Source organism: Acinetobacter sp. S40, assembly GCF_016624705.1.
In the GTDB taxonomy this organism is placed as follows: Bacteria; Pseudomonadota; Gammaproteobacteria; order Pseudomonadales; family Moraxellaceae; genus Acinetobacter.
In genome coordinates this window covers 36,324-55,803 of the sequence record NZ_JACVTU010000009.1, presented here as the reverse complement: position 1 = coordinate 55,803, position 19,480 = coordinate 36,324, and the positions used below count along the sequence as shown (strand labels likewise).

16 protein-coding genes are annotated in these 19,480 nt (G+C 37.5%); 14 read left to right on the top strand and 2 right to left on the bottom strand.

Features of this window, described 5'->3' with window-relative positions; translation table 11 throughout:
- The 10 genes from IAE19_RS11705 to galE all read left to right on the top strand — a co-directional run bounded on the left by IAE19_RS11705 (position 1) and on the right by galE (position 11,187).
- Positions 1 to 1,206 (top strand): oligosaccharide flippase family protein, encoded by a 1,206-nt coding sequence (locus IAE19_RS11705; protein WP_200461113.1) that lies wholly within the window; start codon positions 1 to 3, stop codon positions 1,204 to 1,206.
- On the top strand, positions 1,191 to 2,141 hold the full coding sequence (locus IAE19_RS11700; protein WP_200461112.1) for a glycosyltransferase family 52: 951 nt from the start codon (positions 1,191 to 1,193) through the stop codon (positions 2,139 to 2,141). Before IAE19_RS11705 ends, IAE19_RS11700 begins: the two co-directional genes overlap by 16 nt.
- Before the next feature lie 2 nt (positions 2,142 to 2,143).
- Positions 2,144 to 3,211, top strand: coding sequence for an EpsG family protein (locus IAE19_RS11695; RefSeq protein WP_200461111.1), 1,068 nt, complete (start codon positions 2,144 to 2,146; stop codon positions 3,209 to 3,211).
- Positions 3,212 to 3,233: 22 nt separating this feature from the next.
- Positions 3,234 to 4,310: a glycosyltransferase gene (locus IAE19_RS11690; RefSeq protein ID WP_200461110.1), complete on the top strand. Its 1,077-nt coding sequence runs from the start codon at positions 3,234 to 3,236 to the stop codon at positions 4,308 to 4,310.
- A complete protein-coding gene (locus IAE19_RS11685; protein ID WP_200461109.1) occupies positions 4,310 to 5,362 on the top strand; it encodes a glycosyltransferase in 1,053 nt (350 codons plus the stop codon). Before IAE19_RS11690 ends, IAE19_RS11685 begins: the two co-directional genes overlap by 1 nt.
- A 318-nt stretch (positions 5,363 to 5,680) precedes the next feature.
- Complete coding sequence (locus tag IAE19_RS11680) at positions 5,681 to 6,298, top strand: sugar transferase (protein WP_200461108.1); 618 nt, start codon at positions 5,681 to 5,683, stop codon at positions 6,296 to 6,298.
- Positions 6,299 to 6,326: 28 nt separating this feature from the next.
- The gene (galU, locus tag IAE19_RS11675) at positions 6,327 to 7,202 is read left to right on the top strand and encodes a UTP--glucose-1-phosphate uridylyltransferase GalU (protein ID WP_200461107.1); all 876 of its coding nucleotides are present in this window, start codon (positions 6,327 to 6,329) and stop codon (positions 7,200 to 7,202) included.
- A 21-nt stretch (positions 7,203 to 7,223) separates the two neighbouring features.
- A complete protein-coding gene (locus IAE19_RS11670) occupies positions 7,224 to 8,489 on the top strand; it encodes a nucleotide sugar dehydrogenase (protein WP_200461106.1) in 1,266 nt (421 codons plus the stop codon).
- Complete coding sequence (pgi, locus tag IAE19_RS11665; protein ID WP_200461105.1) at positions 8,486 to 10,159, top strand: glucose-6-phosphate isomerase; 1,674 nt, start codon at positions 8,486 to 8,488, stop codon at positions 10,157 to 10,159. The genes IAE19_RS11670 and pgi overlap by 4 nt, the downstream gene beginning before the upstream one ends.
- An 8-nt stretch (positions 10,160 to 10,167) precedes the next feature.
- Positions 10,168 to 11,187, top strand: a complete 1,020-nt coding sequence (gene galE, locus IAE19_RS11660) for a UDP-glucose 4-epimerase GalE (protein ID WP_200461104.1) — start codon at positions 10,168 to 10,170, stop codon at positions 11,185 to 11,187.
- Between the two features lie 45 nt (positions 11,188 to 11,232).
- On the opposite strand, the gene IAE19_RS11655 is transcribed toward galE, so the two are convergent.
- The gene (locus IAE19_RS11655) at positions 11,233 to 12,600 is read right to left on the bottom strand and encodes a phosphomannomutase CpsG (RefSeq protein ID WP_200461103.1); all 1,368 of its coding nucleotides are present in this window, start codon (positions 12,598 to 12,600) and stop codon (positions 11,233 to 11,235) included.
- Positions 12,601 to 12,735: 135 nt separating this feature from the next.
- The gene (locus IAE19_RS11650; protein WP_320159421.1) at positions 12,736 to 13,635 is read right to left on the bottom strand and encodes a LysR family transcriptional regulator; all 900 of its coding nucleotides are present in this window, start codon (positions 13,633 to 13,635) and stop codon (positions 12,736 to 12,738) included.
- A 471-nt stretch (positions 13,636 to 14,106) separates the two neighbouring features.
- Here IAE19_RS11650 and lldP point away from each other — a divergent pair, with 471 nt between their 5' ends.
- The 4 genes from lldP to dld are packed head-to-tail and all read left to right on the top strand — an operon-like array spanning position 14,107 to position 19,429.
- Positions 14,107 to 15,768, top strand: a complete 1,662-nt coding sequence (gene lldP, locus IAE19_RS11645) for an L-lactate permease (RefSeq protein WP_200461102.1) — start codon at positions 14,107 to 14,109, stop codon at positions 15,766 to 15,768.
- 20 nt (positions 15,769 to 15,788) lie between these two features.
- Entirely contained in the window at positions 15,789 to 16,541 is a 753-nt protein-coding gene (lldR, locus tag IAE19_RS11640) for a transcriptional regulator LldR (RefSeq protein ID WP_200461164.1), read from the top strand.
- Positions 16,538 to 17,692, top strand: coding sequence for an FMN-dependent L-lactate dehydrogenase LldD (lldD, locus tag IAE19_RS11635; RefSeq protein ID WP_200461101.1), 1,155 nt, complete (start codon positions 16,538 to 16,540; stop codon positions 17,690 to 17,692). Before lldR ends, lldD begins: the two co-directional genes overlap by 4 nt.
- Before the next feature lie 21 nt (positions 17,693 to 17,713).
- The gene (gene dld / locus IAE19_RS11630; RefSeq protein ID WP_200461100.1) at positions 17,714 to 19,429 is read left to right on the top strand and encodes a D-lactate dehydrogenase; all 1,716 of its coding nucleotides are present in this window, start codon (positions 17,714 to 17,716) and stop codon (positions 19,427 to 19,429) included.
- Positions 19,430 to 19,480: the final 51 nt, after the last annotated feature.

Genomic DNA, 19,480 nt, shown 5'->3' with positions numbered 1-19,480 from the left:
ATGCGTGTATTAAAAGATAGTTTTATTTATTTGATTGGGGAGCTTTTTGCGAAAAGTCTCCCTTTTCTGATGTTGCCTTACCTAACAAGAAAGCTTGGGCCAGACGGTTTTGGTGAGTTGTCTTATTATTTAACCTTGCTTGCATTATTCGGTATTTTTGTTGGTTTAAGCCAAGAGGGGGCGGTTACGCGATATTTCTATTTTTATGGAAAAAAAGCGTTAAATACTGTGGTTAAGGCGGGATATTTATTTAATATTATTATTTCTATTTTATTGTTGCTCGGATGCTGGTGGCTTAAAGCTGAAATTATGGCATATATTGTACTAGCTACTATGTTTCAGTCTTTTGTTAACGTACAACTTGCCTTAAGGCAGTGCCAGAAGCAACCACTTAAATATATTACAATTCAAATTATATTATCTTTAACAAATGTGTTATTCACCATAGCTGCTCTTGAATACTTCAGTCAAGATTTAGTAGCTTATCGTATACTAGCAATCGTTATTTCAAACCTAACAACATTCCTAATTGCTAGTTTTATATTAGGAGACCTGTTTACAGATGATTATCGCTTTACATGGCAAAGATTGCGTTTAGGCCTATTTTATATTTTCTCATTTGGGTTACCATTGATCCTGCATCAATCAAGTTTTTTTATAAAGGGTCAGTTAGACAGAATTTTTATTTACCAACAATACTCTAAAGCAGAGCTCGGAATTTATTCAGCAGGGGTACAGATAGCGGCTGTACTGCCAATTATTCTTATGGCACTCAATAAAGCAATTGTACCGTATTACTATCAAGGTCTTAAGGATAACTCATTATCTATAGCAAAAATAAAAAAGTACACATTGTTTAGTCTCCCTTTAAGTGTACTACCCGCAGTAGTGGGCTGGCTACTACCTGAGCAAGTATATCTCTGGTTTTTAGGGAAAAATTATATTGGTTCAAAATACTTTGTAGTAACCTATTTGTTAGGATATGGGGCCAACTTTCCATATTTAATATTAGTGAATTATTTGTTCTACTATGGACTTAATAAAACAATCGCTACTATTACCTTTATTAGTTCACTCTTTTATTTAATATTATTAATTTATTTTAGTAGTAAATCAATTAATTTCATTCCTTATGCCCTTATATTTTCTAATTTACTAATGTTAACAATTTTATATGCTGTGGTGGCAAAATGCAAAAAAATCTAATTGTTTGTATGACTCCTTTACAAGCTATGATAGCTGAAAAAATTATTAGTAATAGTAAAGAAAAATTCGATATTATATATATTGCTGACTTAACAGATAAAAATAAAAATTATTTTTTAAGATTGCTAAATATTTGTAATGAGGGGATTTTTATAGTGCATCCTAAAAATCTAATAGAATTTTTGAAATTTAAAGTAAAAATTATTAAAATAAGAAATTTTGAGTATAAGAGCGTATATGCTGCAAATATTGATCGAAAAATAATTCAATATTTATATTCATTAAATTTAAAAGCAAATTTTTATACTTTTGATGATGGGGTGGGAAATATTATTCCAAAGAGTTCCTTTAATATTGAGGAAGATATATCAATAGGGAAAAAGATTTTTTGGCGTTTACTGGGGGTAAAAGTAAATAGCTATTACATAAAAGAACATTCTAAAACTCACTATACGATTTTTAATTATATAAAAAATATTATTGATAAAGTTGAATATGTTCAGTTAGTGCCAAATTTATATATTGAGGATAATGAAGGAGATAGTATAAAAATTTTTTTAGGGCAACCTATGGCTGAAATAAATGACAAGTACAATAATATTTTTATATCTAACTTATTAGAAAAATTTCAAATAAATCTATATTTTCCTCATCCTAGAGAAAAGGATGTTAAATTAAATATAGATATTATTGAAAGTCCAAAGGTTTTTGAAGAATATGTAATTGATTTAATGCGAGATAGTCGGTGTAAGGTTGAGATATATAGCTTTTTAAGTACCGCTATAATTAATATTTCTCAAATTAATAATATAGAGGTTAAATATATTTGTGATTATTATTTAATGGAGAAATATAAAGAATTTTATAAAATTGCTCAAGATTATTTTAATATCAAAGTAATTAATTTTGAAGACGGAATAAATGAGGTTGGTTGAGAATGTATTTATATTTTTTCATATGGATTTATATTATTGTTGCTAATTTTTTAAGTAACTATAAAACCTCATTAAGTAAATTGTTTTTTATTTTTACTATGGTTTTTCTAATATTTTTTATTGGATTAAGGTTTCAAATTGGTGGCGACTGGTATAGTTATCAATTAATCTATGAAATTTTCATTGGAGAAAAATTTAAAGACGCTATACATATTGCTGAACCAGGTTACTCTCTTTTAAATATTTTAGGTTTACATTTTGGTTTTGCTGATACTTTATTTGTAAATTTAATGTCAGCAGTAATAATATGTTGTTTTCTTTATTTAAGTTTTGTTCAACTAAATAAGTATTGGTTGTGTTTACTTATTTACTATCCTTGTCATATACTAACTTTGTCCTTAGGTTATACTAGACAATCAATAGCAGTAGCAATTATAACGTATTCTTTTGTTAAGCTCTTCGAGAATAAAAAAATAGGCTTTATATTTTATGTGATTTTAGCTTCTATGTTTCATCGAACAGCTATCCTATTGTTAATATTTTATCCATTGCAATTATTGATGAGTAGAAGAAATATATTAATTTTATATCAATTTTTTTCATTATTTTTAATAACAGCTTTACTGTATATATCTAGTATTTATGATAGTAATATTTATACAAGTGATAATTCTGAAATATCATCTTCGGGTGTATTTATGCGAATTGCTTTGCATATAATACCCTTGCTTTGTTATTTTTATTTTCGTAAAAAAATATTTTTAAATAATAATGAAAGACAGTTACTTGATTATTTTGTTATGTTGATTATTTATTGTTTATTTTTGGCTTTTATTTACTCGACCTTAGTCGATCGATTTAATTTCTATTTAATATTTTTTGATTTATTTGTCATTGTTTCTACCTATAAATATTTAACTAGTAAAAGCAGATTCTTATTTATATCTGTATTGGTAATATTTTACACGATTTTTATTTTAATTTGGTTATTAAATAGCAAGTTCGTTTTATCGGCGTGGACGCCTTATCAAAATTATTTAATAGATTATCTTTTAAACTATGTTTTTTAAAAGTGTGGAGTATTAATTTCATATGAATATTTTACATATAGCTCCAGAATATAAGTGGTCTAAAATCTTTATTTTACCTATTGCTAATTATCAAATACATCAAGGAAATGAAGTTTGGATATCTGCTCCTAATGTCCTGAAAAATACTTCCGAGCTTGACGCAGTTAAATTTGTTTCTTGGAATAGTAAGTATAAAAATGTTGTTAAGCATATTGGTAGGCTTTTTCTTGTTTTGAAAATGGTGCATAAGTACAAAATAAATAAAATATATTTTCATACTACAGTAGATTCGACCTTAAATATTTTTATTCTTAGACTGTTTAGTTCGGCTCAGCTGGTATACGTGAACCATGGTGTGCCCTACTTGGGTTATAACTCAATAATGCAATATATATTAAAACTATGTGAGATTGTTAATATTAATTTTTCTCATCGTTCTGTTACAATTACTCAATCTATGAAGCAATTACTTGGGCCTTTAAATTATAAAAAAAAGGAAATTGCTGCTTTAACTCCTGGTACATTGGTCGGGGTGAAAATCCCTTATTCGAGTTATACCGACTTACAATCTGCCCGTGAGTTATTGAAAAAAAACTCTAATAAATCAATATTAAAAATATTATATGTTGGGCGACTAGAGCACCGAAAAGGTATTTACGATTTAATTGAAGCAATAAATCGTACAAATCTGAACTGTGAATTAACTGTTTTGGGTGGCACAGCTAATGAATTGGAAACGGAATTAGATTTATCAAAAGTAAAATTTGAAGGCTTTAAATCTGATTTGTACTCTTATTATTTAAATGCTGATTTACTGTGTGTACCTTCTCATCATGAAGGTTTTGGGCAAGTTTATTTAGAAGCAGCTGCTCATGGTGTGATTCCAGTGTGTTGTAATATTCCAGGGCCAACAGATTTTATAAAACACAACACAAATGGTTTTATTGTTGAAGCTAAATCTCCCGATTCAATTCTAGAGTTATTCGAAGAGATAAATTTAAAAAAATTTGATTTAGATGCGATTCAAAAGCAAGCTTTTGAATCGGTTCAAGCATATGAATCATTTCAAGTAATTAGTAACAATATGGATCATTTCTAATGACTATTTATTTTGTAACGAATGGCATTAACCGTATGGCAGGTACAGAGCGCGTTATTGTTCAACTTGCACAAGCCCTTGAAGATGTCATTATTCTCGTTCCAGGAAGTGAGCAATGTGCTTTTTCTAGATGTAAAGACTTAAATATACAATCATTAGAAGTTGGTGAATTTCCAACCCATAATAAGTTAGCTAAAATTATCCATAGATTAAACTATTTCCGTAAGCTGAAATCGATTCTCAAAAGAAACGATACGGTTATAAGTTTTTCTTTTGATTTAAATTTAGTAAATATTAGACTTTCAAAAATATTAAATTATACCCCTATAGTCTGTGAGCACATCGAATATAACTATCATAAAGGGATTAGGAATCTCATTAGAAAAAAATTTTATAGTCAAGATACGGTTACCTTAGTCTGTTTAACAGAGACGGATAAGAGAAAGTTCTTAAATGATGGCATCCGTACACTTGTAATTCCTAATTTTATTTATCCTTTAGATAGTAAATATAACAGTAAATCAAAAAAGGCCCTATCAATAGGGCGGTTGGAGTTTCAGAAAAATTTTGCTTTCCTTATTGAAGCATTCCATTTATCTAAAATTTATGAGAATGGATGGGTTCTCGATATCGTAGGCGAGGGCTCGGAACAGAAAGAGCTTGAAGAAAAAATTAAATTATTAAATATGAATGAGTTCATTAGAATTCATCCATTTACTAAAAATATATCAAAATTTTATCAAGATTCAGCACTTATGTGCATGACGAGTAGATTTGAAGCTTTTCCTATGGTTCTATTGGAAGCTATGAATAACTCTTTACCTGTCCTTGTGAGCGATTTCCCTACAGGAGCTAGAGAAATTTTAGGTGAAGAAAATACACAAATTGTAACGGACTATACACCTGAGGCGTTTGGTAAATTATTAGCCTCTTTTTGTGTAGATGAGAATTTACGGAAAACTTTATCAAAGCAAAATTCAGAGTTAATACGTAAATATTATCCTGAACAAATTGTAAAATTATGGAAAGAGTTAGTAGAGCAAAAAAACTAAAGGATGATTTTATAGAAGCTGGAAGTGATGAATGATGGTATGGAAAAGTTGTGAATTAAATCAATAACTTTTTTGTGTTTTGAGGGTAAGTGATTATACGCTGCCCATGTAAATCTAATCTTAAGGATTTGATTTTTGAGTTACTTAAGTTAATTAAAGTTACAAGATTTGAAAGGGAAGATGTAATACAATACTTTAAATCTTAACTGTTTTATCATAATCGATTAACCTTCCTTTTTTGATAAAAGGAAAGGTTAATTATAATTTATTGATTTAAGCGTTTTTTACTGAAGAATTGAGAAAAGAGTGAATGAAAATATGAAGCGTCTAGTAGATATAGTGATTTCTTTAGTAGCCTTAATAATTTTATCGCCAATATTCCTGATGGTAGCTTACAAAGTTCGAAAAAATCTTGGTTCACCGATTTTCTTTTGTCAGGAACGCCCAGGTCAAAATGGTAAACTTTTTAAAATGATCAAGTTTCGCTCGATGAAAGATGCTTTCGATAAAGACGGCAATGTATTGCCCGATGAAAAACGCATTACCCCTTTTGGGCAAAAGTTACGTTCGACTTCGCTCGATGAAATGCCACAACTCATCAATGTTCTTAAGGGTGATATGAGTGTTGTTGGCCCCCGTCCTATGTTGAAAGAATTCGTTGAATTATATTCACCTGAACAAGCGAGACGTTTAGAAGTCCGTCCAGGTATGACAGGTCTCGCACAAGTGAGCGGTCGTAATGAGCTGGATTATGAAGAACGATTTAAGTGTGACGTATGGTATGTTGATCATCATAATGTTTGGGTTGACTTTAAAATTATGTTTAAAACCGTTGAGGTCATGACCAAGCGCGAGGGAATTAATGCACCTGGTCATGTTGGACCTTCATTATTTAAAGGCAATAGCTCGCAAGAGCAAGACGAAGTTAAATCTTAATTTTTTATTTAAACAGTAATATTTTCACATGATCAAAAAAGCAATTTTACCAGTAGCAGGTTTAGGCACCCGTTTTTTACCTGCAAGTAAATCTATTCCCAAAGAAATGGTCACTGTGGTTGACCGTCCAGCCATTGAATACGTGGTACATGAAGCTGTTGCAGCGGGTATAGAGCAAATTATTTTGGTCACTCACTCTTCTAAAGCTTCGATTGAAAATTATTTTGATCGTAACTTTGAACTTGAAACGACTTTAGAAAATAAAAAGAAATTTGATCTACTCAAAGAAATTACCGAGATTGTTCCTGCCCATGTCAGTGTGGTCAGTGTCCGTCAACCACAGCCTTTAGGCTTAGGTCATGCAGTACTTTGTGCAAAAAGTATTGTGGGTAATGAGGACTTTGCTGTGTTATTGCCCGATGTACTCGTTAAAGCAAAATCTGAGCAAAATGATTTAGCTCGAATGATTCAGCGTTTTGATGAAATTCATGCAGCGCAAATCATGGTAGAAGCGGTACCTGACGATTTAGTAGATCAATACGGCATTGTTGATGTCGCGATCATTCCAGAAGAAGGTCAAAGCCAAATCATGCAGGGGATTGTCGAAAAACCTGCGGTAGGTTCTGCACCATCCAATCTTTCAGTAGTGGGGCGTTATGTTTTGCCCGCTAAGATTATGCAGTTATTAGAACAAACGCCTAAAGGTGCTGGTAATGAAATTCAACTTACCGATGCAATTGCCATGTTACAACAGGCGGACAATGTCGAAGCCTATCGCATGCAAGGACAGACTTTTGACTGTGGTAGCAAACTTGGTTATTTAAAAGCGGTGCTGCATTATGGAATTGAACATCCTACGCTAGGACAAGATTTTAAATCACTGATTCGTGAGCTCGACCTTTAAGTAGAAATTTAGGTATAAAAAATGAAAATTGCAATATTGGGTACCACATTGCAGGCTGGAGTTATGGCAGCTTTGTTAGCCGAATATGGCAATCAGGTGTATTGGTGTCATCAGCATTCTCATCTATCGGCTAAACCGACGACGATTCATTATCAAGATGAAGACGTGAATCACCGTTTAGCCAAACAGCGCGAAAATAAAAATCTGTTTCAAATTGGTTTTGCAGATATCCCCTTGGATATTCATGCTTATTTATTTTGCTATAACCCAGCAGAATTTGAACTTGCACTGAATACATTAAAACAACTTGCGTTGCGACCAATTATTCATCCACGTCTGATGGTGAATGGTTCAACTTTTGGTTTACATGGAACTGAAAAACTCAAAGCTATTTTGCCTAATGATCATTGGGTATATTTCCCAGATGTGATCCAGGAAGGCAATGCGATTAATAGTATTCTCAATGTTAAACACATTATCATTGGGGTTGAGGCTGAAGCTTCAAAAACTATTATTGAAGAGTTACTTCGACCTTTCTTCAGATATCAAAATCAATATTTATTCATGCCGATCCTGGATGCTGAATTTACCAAATTAAGTATTTCAGGCATGTTGGCAACTCGTATTAGTTACATGAATGATTTGGCTCTTGTGGCTGAAAAGCTAGGCATTGATATTGCCAATGTGCAGCAGGGAATGGGCGCAGATACCCGTATTGGCTCGGCTTATTTATCAGCTGGGGTCGGTTTTGGTGGTGAAAATTTCTCGCATGATATTTTGACGCTGTCTAGCGAAGTTTCTAAAAGTGGAGCGAAAAGTCGTTTATTAGAACAAGTCTGGGAAATTAACGAGCAACAAAAAGAAATTTTGTTTCGTAAACTCTGGAATTATTACCATTCAGATTTAAAAGGAAAAACAATTGCAATATGGGGCGCTGCTTTTAAAGAAAATAGCTCCAGTATTCATAATTCCCCGATTCATGCGATGTTAGCAGCATTATGGGCACAAGGTGCAAATGTGAAATTGCATGATCCCCAAGCATTACAGGAAATTTACAAAGCATATGGCGAACGTGATGACCTAAGTTTGAGTTTGGATGCTTATGATGTCACTGAAGATGCAGACGCGCTTTGTGTGATGACGGGATGGAAACAATATTACAGTCCAGATTATAAAAAACTACAGCAAATGATGCGACATCCGCTTATTCTGGATGGACGTAATCTTTATGATCCTTACTTTGTGAAGGCTCAAGGCTTTGCTTATGAAGGTATTGGACGAATATGAGCGAAAATATCGAAAAATTTCCAAAGCAAAATAAAAAATCAGCAGAAATACAGCTTCAACAATTTGCTGAAAGAATGCAGAAGACTCATCTCAATCAGCTGTTTGCTGAGCAAAAAGATCGTTTCGAGTCGTTTTCACTTCGTTGTGACGATCTTGTTTTTGATTTTAGTAAACATCGGATTAGTGATGAGGTCGTAGAGTCCTTAGTGGCTTGGGCTGAGTCTAAAGACTTAAATCAATGGATTAAAAAATTATTTTCAGACCAAGCGATTAATTACACGGAACAACGTGCAGCGATGCATTGGGCATTGCGCTTGCCTAAAAATACTATGCAATTCTCTGAGCTTTCAACGCAAGTCAATGAGCAGTTGGATCGTATGTTTCAGCTGGTTGAAAAAATTCATGCTGGACAATATCGCGGTGTAACAGGTGAAGTCATTCACGATGTGGTGAATATCGGGGTGGGTGGTTCTGATTTAGGTCCCTTAATGGTCACCCATGCGTTGTCTGACTTTAAAGTTAAAACAGCAAAGCCTCTAAACGTTCATTTTGTATCGACCATGGATGGTAGTCAGCTTTCTGATTTGCTGCACCAATTGCGTCCAGAAACCACGCTATTTATTATTTCATCCAAATCATTTGGAACGATTGATACGCTCTCCAATGCAGAAACAGTACGTTTGTGGTTAGAAAAAACATTAGGGCAACGTGAGTGCATCTTAAAAAGCCACTTTATTGGAGTTTCGACCAAGCCTGAAAAAATGAGTGAATGGGGCATCCATCCTGACAACCAGTTACTCCTTTGGGATTGGGTCGGTGGTCGTTATTCCTTATGGTCATGTATTGGTTTACCTATTGCACTTAAAATTGGCGCTCAGGGTTTTCAGGAGCTACTAGCGGGCGCCTATCAGGTGGATCAGCATTTTCGTCAGGCCCCATTTCATGAAAACGTGCCTGTGATGATGGGACTGCTTGGAGCGTGGAATACTAATTATCTAAATATGCAAACCCATGCGGTCCTGCCTTATGACGGTCGCTTGAAATATTTTGCATCTTATCTGCAACAGTTGGAAATGGAATCAAATGGTAAATCAATCCAACGTAATAATGACAAAGTAGAATCGAGCACCTGTCCAATTGTATGGGGTGAAGTAGGGCCAAATGCACAACATGCTTTTTATCAATTATTGCATCAGGGTACGCATGCGGTAAGCTGTGATTTTATCGCACCTATCCACCGTTACAATGCGAATCATTTTACCTATGTTGAAAATGCTGAGGCATTGATTGAACAGCACCATTTGGCATTATCTAACTGTTTGGCGCAGTCTCGACTTTTGGCCTTTGGTAATCAAGCACTCGATCAAACTGAACTGGAACAGCTTCCTATTTATAAACAATATACAGGTAATCAGCCAAGTTCTACCTTGCTAATTAATGAATTGAATCCTAAAACCTTGGGCATGCTGATTGCGTTATACGAGCATAAAGTTTTTGTACAATCTGTATTATGGAATATTAACCCCTTTGATCAATGGGGGGTGGAAAAAGGCAAGGAAATTGCCAATCAAATTCTACCGATTTTAAATGGTCAACAACAAGAGACAGCACATCTGGATGCCTCAACTCAAGGTTTGATTGAATTGCTGCTCGGTAATAAAAAGGGTTAGGACAAAACATGGCAAATATTTTAGTGACTGGTGGCGCTGGATACATCGGTTCGCATACCTGTGTTGAATTACTAAATGCAAACCATGACGTTGTGGTGTTAGATAATTTATCCAACAGTTCTATAGAATCAATCAATCGGGTTCAGGAATTGACTGGAAAATTCCTGACTTTTGTCGAGGGTGATATTCGTCATGCTGAACAACTGGATCAGGTTTTTGCCCAACATCAGATTGACGCCGTTATTCATTTTGCGGGTTTGAAAGCGGTCGGTGAAAGTCAGCAACAACCGCTTATTTATTTTGATAATAATATTGCGGGAAGTATTAACCTCGTAAATGCCATGCAACGTGCAGGGGTGTTTAAATTGGTATTTAGTTCTTCTGCCACAGTCTACGATGAAGCGAATACTTCGCCACTGAATGAAGACATGCCAACAGGTATGCCATCGAATAATTATGGTTATACCAAACTGATCGTTGAACAAATGCTACAGAAGTTAGCGATTGCTGATGAGCGTTGGTCAATTGCCCTATTGCGCTATTTTAATCCCGTTGGGGCGCACAAAAGTGGTCGTATTGGAGAAGATCCGCAGGGAGTTCCAAATAATCTCATGCCATATGTTACCCAAGTGGCTGTAGGTCGTCGTAAAAAATTAGCAATTTTTGGCAATGACTATGACACAGTGGATGGGACAGGCGTACGTGATTACATTCATGTCGTAGATTTGGCCAATGCGCATTTATGTGCCTTGAATAATCGTTTGCAAAATATTGGCTGTCGTGCATGGAATATTGGGACAGGGAACGGTTCATCGGTATTACAAGTCAAAAATACCTTTGAACAGGTCAATGGTGTTCCTGTGGCCTTTGAGTTTGCACCACGTCGTGAAGGGGATGTTGCCACTTCTTTTGCCAATAACCAACGCGCGATAGATGAGCTAGGCTGGACAGCAAAATATACGCTGGAAGATATGCTTAAGGACAGTTGGCATTGGCAGAAGCAGAATCCAAAGGGATACGAAAGTTGAAAGAGAAGCTATAAAAGGATGCATTAGCATCCTTTTTTATTAATTTTAAGCCTGAATCAACGCTGTTAATTCATTTACATATTCTTGCATCGGACGCGCTTGATCACCACGACTTTCAATATTTAAACGGAGTAAAGGCTCAGTATTGGAAGCGCGTACATTGAAGCGCCAAATACCAAAATCCAGACTTACACCATCGGTACGGTCAATTTCAGGATTTTGCATTGCATAGTGGTCAAATAACGTTTGAATTGTGCTTTGAGTGTCTGTCACTTTAAAGTTAATCTCACCACTACAGGGAAACTTCGCAATCATATTTTCAACTAAGGTTGAAAGAGATTGGCCTGTTTCAGAAAGTAGCGCAATGGTGAGTAGCCATGGAATCATACCGCTGTCACAATAAGCGAAATCACGGAAGTAGTGATGGGCGCTCATTTCACCGCCATATACGGCATTGTGTTCGCGCATCACATCTTTAATAAAGGCATGACCTGATTTGGATTGTACGGCTTCGCCCTGATATTTTTCGACAATATCCAAGGTATTCCAAACTAAACGTGGATCGTGCACAATTTTTTCACCAGATTGTTTGATTAAAAAGGCTTGTGCCAAGAGTCCAACAATATAGTAGCCTTCGATAAATTGGCCTTTTTCATCAAATAAAAAGCAACGGTCAAAATCACCATCCCACGCGATTCCAAGATCCGCACCATGTTGAAGAACGGCATCACGGGTACTATCACGGTTTTCAATTAAAATTGGGTTAGGAATCCCATTTGGGAAATTCCCATCGGCTTCATGATGAATTTTGATAAATTCAACAGGTACATTGAAAGTTTTAAACTGATCTTCAATCGCATCAATGACATGACCCGCTGCACCATTACCTGCATTTACCACCAGTTTAAGCGGCTTGATTTTAGCAGGATCAATATAGCTCATCAGGTGATCGACAAACTCAGGCAGGATATTATAACGACTTGTTGTGCCCTTATTTTCAACTTCATTGAACTGTTGTGATTCAGCCAAAGCCTGAATCTCTTTTAAACCTGTATCAGCACTAATCGGACGGGCATTTTCACGCACCAATTTCATGCCGTTATAGTCCATCGGGTTATGACTCGCTGTGACTTCAATACCACCTTGTACATCCAGATGAAAAGCCGCAAAATACACTTCTTCTGTCCCTGTCATGCCCAAATCAAGAACATTCACGCCTGCATCATTTAAACCGCGGATTGTGGCTTGTTTTAAGCCTTCGCTGCTTAAGCGAATATCGCAACCGACCACTACGGTTTTAGGTTGATAGATTTGTCCATATGCACGGCCAATGGCATAAGCAATTTCTTCATTCAGTTCAGTTTCGAGTTTGCCTCGGATGTCATAGGCTTTAAAACAAGTCAATGTGGTCATTTGTAGAATAATTAGCGTAAAAAGTTTGTGAGATTATTATACAGAACTGTGTTTAAAATCCGAGTCAAAAAGTAGGACGCTTACATCAATCCACTGAAATGCGATCAAGAACAACGATTCTGAAATGATCGGAGATTAGGACATATTTTTAAAAATTTCGTAGCACGATTTACGGAACCACTGATGGCTGGTTTTATGATGACAACACATATGCCAATGCTGTTTGATGCTATAGGTTGGAAAATCGACAGGCGCATCTAGAATTTGTAAATTGTCACGCGACAGTAGCACTTTACTTAAGTAGTAAGGGACGGTGGCGATGGCATCCGTTTCCTGCACCATTAAACCGACGCCGAGATAACTTGGTAAGCGAATAAGAATATCACGCTTCACACCGCTGTTTTGTAAGGCATTTTCGATTTGGTAATGTCCTACACCCGTATCAATATCGATGTGCAATTCACGCATATAATCGTCGATTGTAAAGTTTTCAGCATTAATACGTGGATGATCTTTACGTGAAATCACCACATAACGCTGTGAAAATAATTTTTGTTGATAAAATCCATCTTCAAGCTGTGGTAGAAAGCCAATGGCCATATCGATTTCGCCGTTGGCCATTTGATAACTGGTTTCTAGACTAATGGGACGGACATTAATACGAATTTGTGGGGCACTTTGTGCTAAGAAATTAGAAATTTTAGGTAAAAGTACCAGATGGGATACATCTGTCATGGCCAATGTCAGTACCAGATCTGATTTAGACGGTTCAAAATTTAAACTAAAATTATTAATACTCTCGACTTTATTGATGACTTCACTGACTAATGGAAAAAGCTGTTTAGATAATTCCGTTGGAATCATTTCATTGCCTACCCGTAAGAATAATGGATCATCAAAATGCTGGCGAATTTTGACCAAACCATTACTAATCGTAGGCTGACTTACACCAATTACATCCGCCGCAGCTGAGACGCTTTTGGATTTATAAATATGATAAAAAATATTTAGTAAACGGCTATCTAAATCGAACACCTATTTTTCCTTTTCACCAAACCGATTGGCTGACTTCTTATACCAAGAATCTACCGATCTTAATTATTCGTCAATCCTTGTATCGATGACTTCATCCAAAAGGCGGACTGCGACTTGCTAGAGTATGGTTTTATACGAAATCTGCCCATAAAATAAAACAGCCTTTTGTTCCAAACGTCACTTTCTTAAAATTTATTGATCATTAAAAATCATAAATAGACTAAAACTTTAGTCGTAGATTAAAGTATGTTATCCCATCTAAGCATTAGATTTCATCATATTTTATTATTGGTCATACCAATAATATTCTTATTTTGCCTTGAAATGCTGATTTAGACTATTTATGATGCGATTATTCACAAAGTTCTATTGGATTTTTGTCTTAAATTAAAATTGGTAATACCAATTTTATAATAAATACTGAATCGTGATGATTCATATCAAGCAAATATCTGGCAGCATTTCAAGGAGATGACAATGCTCAATGTTTGGCAGCAAGTTTATGATCCATTTGGTAATATTTGGCTTTCTAGTCTTATTGCCTTGATCCCAATTATCTTTTTCTTTTTGGCATTAGCTGTTTTTCGTTTAAAGGGCAGTATTGCTGCAACATTAACGGTTATTATTGCGTTGGGCATCGCACTGTTCTTCTATCAAATGCCTGCGGCTATGGCCTTCGCTTCACTTATCTATGGCTTTTTCTATGGCTTATGGCCGATTGCCTGGATTATTCTGGGTGCGGTATTCCTGTATAAAATTTCGGTTAAGACGGGTCAGTTTGACATTATCCGTTCCAGTATTCTTTCGATCACTGAAGATCAGCGCTTACAAATGCTGTTGGTTGGTTTTGCGTTTGGTACTTTTTTGGAGGGTGCGGCAGGTTTTGGTGCGCCTGTGGCGATTACTGCGGCTTTGCTCATGGGCCTTGGTTTTAAACCTTTATATGCTGCGGGTCTTTGTTTAATTGTGAATACTGCACCCGTAGCGTTTGGTGCGATGGGTATTCCCATTATCGTAGCAGGACAGGTTTCTGGCGTCGATACCATGGAAATCAGTCAAATGGTTGGTCGCCAGTTACCATTTCTGGTGATCATCGTATTGTTCTGGATCATGGCGATTATGGATGGTTGGCGCGGTGTGAAAGAAACTTGGCCTGCGGTGATCGTGGGTGGAGGTTCTTTTGCCATTGCTCAATATCTGACTTCTAACTTTATTGGACCAGAGCTGCCGGATATTACCGCGGCAATTGCCTCATTAGTCAGTTTGACGTTGTTATTTAAAGTCTGGCAGCCGAAGCATATTTTCCGTTTCGCAGAAGCAGAAAAGTTAGACCGAGAAACAACTTCCGTCACTCAATATTCTCTTGGACAAATTGCTAAAGCATGGTCACCGTTTGCAATTTTGACTGCGATGGTAACGTTATGGAGCATTAAACCTTTTAAAGATTTATTTGCCAAAGGCGGAGCACTGGAACACTGGATTTTTAAAATTGAAGTGCCTGCTTTACATCGACTGGTTGAAAAAATGCCACCAATCGTGTCTGAAAATACGCCGTATGATGCAATTTATAAGTTTGACTGGTTTTCAGCAACCGGAACCGCGATTTTTATTGCAGCAATTATCACTGTCATTTTCTTAAAGATGAGTGCGAAACAAGCGGTATGTACCTTTGGTGAAACTTTAAATGAGCTGAAAGTTCCGATTTATTCAATTGGTATGGTATTGGCATTTGCCTTTATTGCCAATTATTCAGGTTTATCTGCAACTTTAGCTCTGGCATTGTCACACACGGGTCATGCATTTACTTTCTTCTCGCCATTTCTGGGATGGTTGGGAGTGTTCCTGACGGGATCGGATACGTCATCCAATGCGCTATTTTCTGCATTACAGGCAACGACGGCCCAACAAATTGGGATTCCAGAAGTGTTATTGGTTGCAGCCAATACCAGTGGCGGTGTGACAGGTAAAATGATTTCTCCTCAATCGATTGCGATTGCATGTGCGGCAGTAGGTTTAGTCGGTAAAGAATCAGATTTGTTCCGTTTTACTGTAAAACATAGCATCATATTTACCATCTTTGTGGGAATCATCGTGACGTTACAGGCATATATCGTGCCGTGGATGATTCCTTAAGCGAAATTGAAGGAAAAATGATGCGAGTCTCTGATCAGGTGGTACATAAGTTACAGGCGCTTATTGAGCAGCGTAATCTCAAACAAGGAGATCGTCTGCCTGCCGAGCGTCAACTAGCGACCAGTTTGGGGATTTCGCGTCCATCATTACGCGAAGCTATTCAGCAACTTAACAGTCTGGGTGTTTTGTCCAGTCGCCGTGGTGATGGCACTTATATTCAGCAACTCCCTGAAACATGGCCACAGCAATTAATAGTTGAACCGATTAGCCATTTGATGCAGGACGACCCGCATTATCGATTTGATGTGCAAGAGTCACGTTTGGTACTCGAAGGGGGTACCGCTTGGTATGCTGCCCTGCGTTCAACGGAAGCCGATCGTGCCAAGATCCATCAATATTTTGATGAAATTGCACATCATCAGGCACGAGGTGATTCTGCAGCGGCGGCAGTTGCAGATGCCAATTTTCATCTGGCGATTGCTGAAGCATCACATAATGTAGTGCTGATCCAAATGATGCGCAGTTTATTTGATTTATTGCAATACAACGTCTTTTTGGGACGTAAAAAATTGTATGAGCATCCAGTGAGTGCTGATCTGCTTAGTGATCAGCATTTTCAAGTAATGGATGCGATTGACCATAAAGATGCCCAAGCTGCACGTGATGCAGTATGTGGCCATATTGAATTTGTCATCGATCATGTACGTTCTCTGGATGAAGATGAAGCTCGCCAGAAACGTGCGACACGTTTAACCAGGATTGATCCAACATGATTATTTCTTCTTCAAATGATTATCGTGAAGCAGCGCGTCGTCGTTTGCCGCCTTTTTTATTTCACTATATTGATGGTGGTGCATACGCAGAATATACCCTGAAACGTAATGTTGAAGATTTGTCCGAAATTGCATTAAGACAACGTGTATTAAATGACATGTCTAGTTTGAGTCTGGAAACTAAACTGTTTGATGAAACCCTGTCTCTGCCTGTGGCATTATCTCCTGTTGGTTTAACGGGTATGTATGCGCGTCGCGGTGAAGTACAGGCTGCGGTTGCAGCAGATAAAAAGGGCATTCCATTTACGCTATCTACGGTTTCCGTGTGCCCGATTGAAGAGGTAACACCTGCGATTGGACGTCCAATGTGGTTCCAGTTGTATGTATTGCGTGATCGTGGTTTTATGCGAAATGCACTCGAACGCGCTAAAGCGGCGGGTTGTTCTACATTGGTATTTACCGTAGATATGCCTGTACCGGGTGCACGTTATCGCGATGCACATTCGGGTATGAGTGGGCCTAATGCTGCGATGCGCCGTTATTTGCAGGCGGTGACGCACCCTCAGTGGGCATGGGATGTTGGTTTATTAGGGCGTCCGCATGATCTGGGAAATATTTCCAAATATTTAGGTAAGCCCACAGGACTGGAAGATTATATTGGCTGGTTGGGTGCCAATTTTGATCCATCGATTTCCTGGAAAGATCTGGAATGGATTCGTGAGTTTTGGGATGGGCCCATGGTCATCAAAGGCATTTTAGATCCAGAAGATGCCAAAGATGCAGTACGTTTTGGTGCAGATGGTATTGTGGTTTCCAATCATGGTGGTCGTCAGCTGGATGGTGTGATGTCCTCGGCGCGGGCGCTACCTGCGATTGCAGATGCGGTTAAAGGCGATCTTACTATTTTGGCCGATTCAGGTATTCGTAATGGTCTGGATGTCGTGCGTATGTTGGCTTTGGGTGCAGATAGCGTGATGTTGGGACGCGCCTTTATTTATGCATTGGCAGCAGCAGGTGGACAGGGCGTGAGTAATCTACTGGATCTAATCGATAAAGAAATGCGTGTCGCCATGACGTTGACGGGTGCAAAAAGTATTGCTGATATTAACGCGGATTGTCTGGTACAAGTCAATAAACTGATTCAAGCCTAACCCTGTTGAAAGGAGATGTCCATGCTGGCCCATGTTGATCTGAACGTGTTGTTGTCACAGTTGCAACATCTGGTGGGTAAAGCCCACGTCCTGACCGATGATCAACATACTCGGCAGTATCGTCAGGGACGTCGTTTTGGTGAAGGTAATGTGTTGGCAGTGGTCTGTCCGGGAAGTTTGCTTGAACAATGGCAGGTGCTACAGGCCGTGATTGCCGCAGATTGTATCGTGATTATGCAGGCAGCCAATACGGGACTTACAGGGGGGTCGACCCCCTATGGCGAGGACTATGATCGTCCAGTAATTATCATGAGTACGCGTCGTTTAACAGGCATACACGTGATTCATGAGGGTCAGCAAGTCGTGTGCTTACCTGGTGCAACACTGGATCGTCTAGAGCAAATTTTAAAGCCTTATCAGCGTGAGCCACATTCGGTGATTGGTTCTTCCTGTATTGGGGCATCGGTTTTAGGTGGAGTCTGTAATAATTCTGGTGGTGCATTGGTACGCCGAGGGCCAGCATATACGGAACTTGCACTCTATGCGCAGGTGGATGATCAGGGACAATTGCAACTCATCAATCATTTAGGCATTGATCTGGGGCAAACCCCTGAAGAAATATTGAGCCGATTACAACGACAACGCTATCAAGCCAGTGATATACAGGATGATACCACCCGTCAGGCTTCAGATCAGCGTTATGCGCATGATGTGACTCAGGTCGATGCGGATAGCCCAGCGCGATTTAATGCCGATCCTTCACGTTTATTTGAAGCATCCGGTTCGGCTGGAAAAGTGTGTGTGTTCGCGGTACGTCTGGATACTTATGAAAAAGTGGCGAGTGATGTGTTTTATATTGGTAGTAATGATGCCAATGATCTCACTGCAATTCGCCGTTATCTATTGACTGCATTGCCAGGTTTACCGATCGCAGGGGAATATATCCATCGCGATGCTTATCTGATTGGTGAAAAGTACGGTAAGGATACTTTCTTATTTATTGAGAAGTTTGGCACCGCAAATGTCCCTAAAGCTTTTGCTTTAAAAGATAAAATTGATGGGTTTCTAGAAAAATTTAAAATTAAGGGGCTAACGGATCACTTTTTACAAGCCCTGACTTTTTTCCTGCCAAACCATCTTCCTAAACGCATGACAGAGTTTCGTGATCACTATGAACATCATCTGATTCTAAGAGTTGAAACTAATAGTAAAGATCAGACAGAGCAATTTCTAAAAGAATATTTTGCTGTGCATCCTAGCGGTGCTTATTTTTTATGTGATGAGGAAGAAGGTCGCAAAGCTTTTTTACATCGTTTTGCGATAGCGGGTGCAGCCATTCGCTATCGTGATACGCATCGTAGTGAAGTGGAAGATATTGTAGCACTGGATATTGCGTTGCGCCGTAACGATCGAGACTGGGTCGAGCAACTTCCTACTGACATGGAACAAAAAATTTTACATAAACTATATTATGGGCATTTTTTCTGTCATGTGTTTCATCAGGATTATATTGTCAAAAAAGGTGTCGATCCCTTAGCAATGGAACACCAGATGTGGACATTGCTGGATGCACGTCGAGCAGAATATCCCGCCGAACATAATGTAGGACATTTATATATTGCTAAGCCTGCATTAGCCAATTTTTATCAAAAGCTGGATCCGACCAATAGTTTTAATGTTGGAATTGGACATACTTCCAAGCTTAAATATTGGGGCAAAAGTCATATAAAGCTTTAAAAATAATTTATATTTATAGGGCATTATGAAAACTATTTATTAAATTAAAGA

Coding starts and splice junctions, on each gene's coding strand:
- lldD (WP_200461101.1), top strand. CDS start 16,538: ATGATTATTTCTTCTTCAAATGATTATCGTGAAGCAGCGCGTCGTCGT.
- IAE19_RS11705 (WP_200461113.1), top strand. CDS start 1: ATGCGTGTATTAAAAGATAGTTTTATTTATTTGATTGGGGAGCTTTTT.
- dld (WP_200461100.1), top strand. CDS start 17,714: ATGCTGGCCCATGTTGATCTGAACGTGTTGTTGTCACAGTTGCAACAT.
- galU (WP_200461107.1), top strand. CDS start 6,327: ATGATCAAAAAAGCAATTTTACCAGTAGCAGGTTTAGGCACCCGTTTT.
- pgi (WP_200461105.1), top strand. CDS start 8,486: ATGAGCGAAAATATCGAAAAATTTCCAAAGCAAAATAAAAAATCAGCA.
- lldP (WP_200461102.1), top strand. CDS start 14,107: ATGACAATGCTCAATGTTTGGCAGCAAGTTTATGATCCATTTGGTAAT.
- galE (WP_200461104.1), top strand. CDS start 10,168: ATGGCAAATATTTTAGTGACTGGTGGCGCTGGATACATCGGTTCGCAT.
- IAE19_RS11655 (WP_200461103.1), bottom strand. CDS start 12,600: ATGACCACATTGACTTGTTTTAAAGCCTATGACATCCGAGGCAAACTC.
- IAE19_RS11670 (WP_200461106.1), top strand. CDS start 7,224: ATGAAAATTGCAATATTGGGTACCACATTGCAGGCTGGAGTTATGGCA.
- IAE19_RS11695 (WP_200461111.1), top strand. CDS start 2,144: ATGTATTTATATTTTTTCATATGGATTTATATTATTGTTGCTAATTTT.
- IAE19_RS11700 (WP_200461112.1), top strand. CDS start 1,191: ATGCAAAAAAATCTAATTGTTTGTATGACTCCTTTACAAGCTATGATA.
- IAE19_RS11680 (WP_200461108.1), top strand. CDS start 5,681: ATGAAGCGTCTAGTAGATATAGTGATTTCTTTAGTAGCCTTAATAATT.
- lldR (WP_200461164.1), top strand. CDS start 15,789: ATGCGAGTCTCTGATCAGGTGGTACATAAGTTACAGGCGCTTATTGAG.
- IAE19_RS11685 (WP_200461109.1), top strand. CDS start 4,310: ATGACTATTTATTTTGTAACGAATGGCATTAACCGTATGGCAGGTACA.
- IAE19_RS11690 (WP_200461110.1), top strand. CDS start 3,234: ATGAATATTTTACATATAGCTCCAGAATATAAGTGGTCTAAAATCTTT.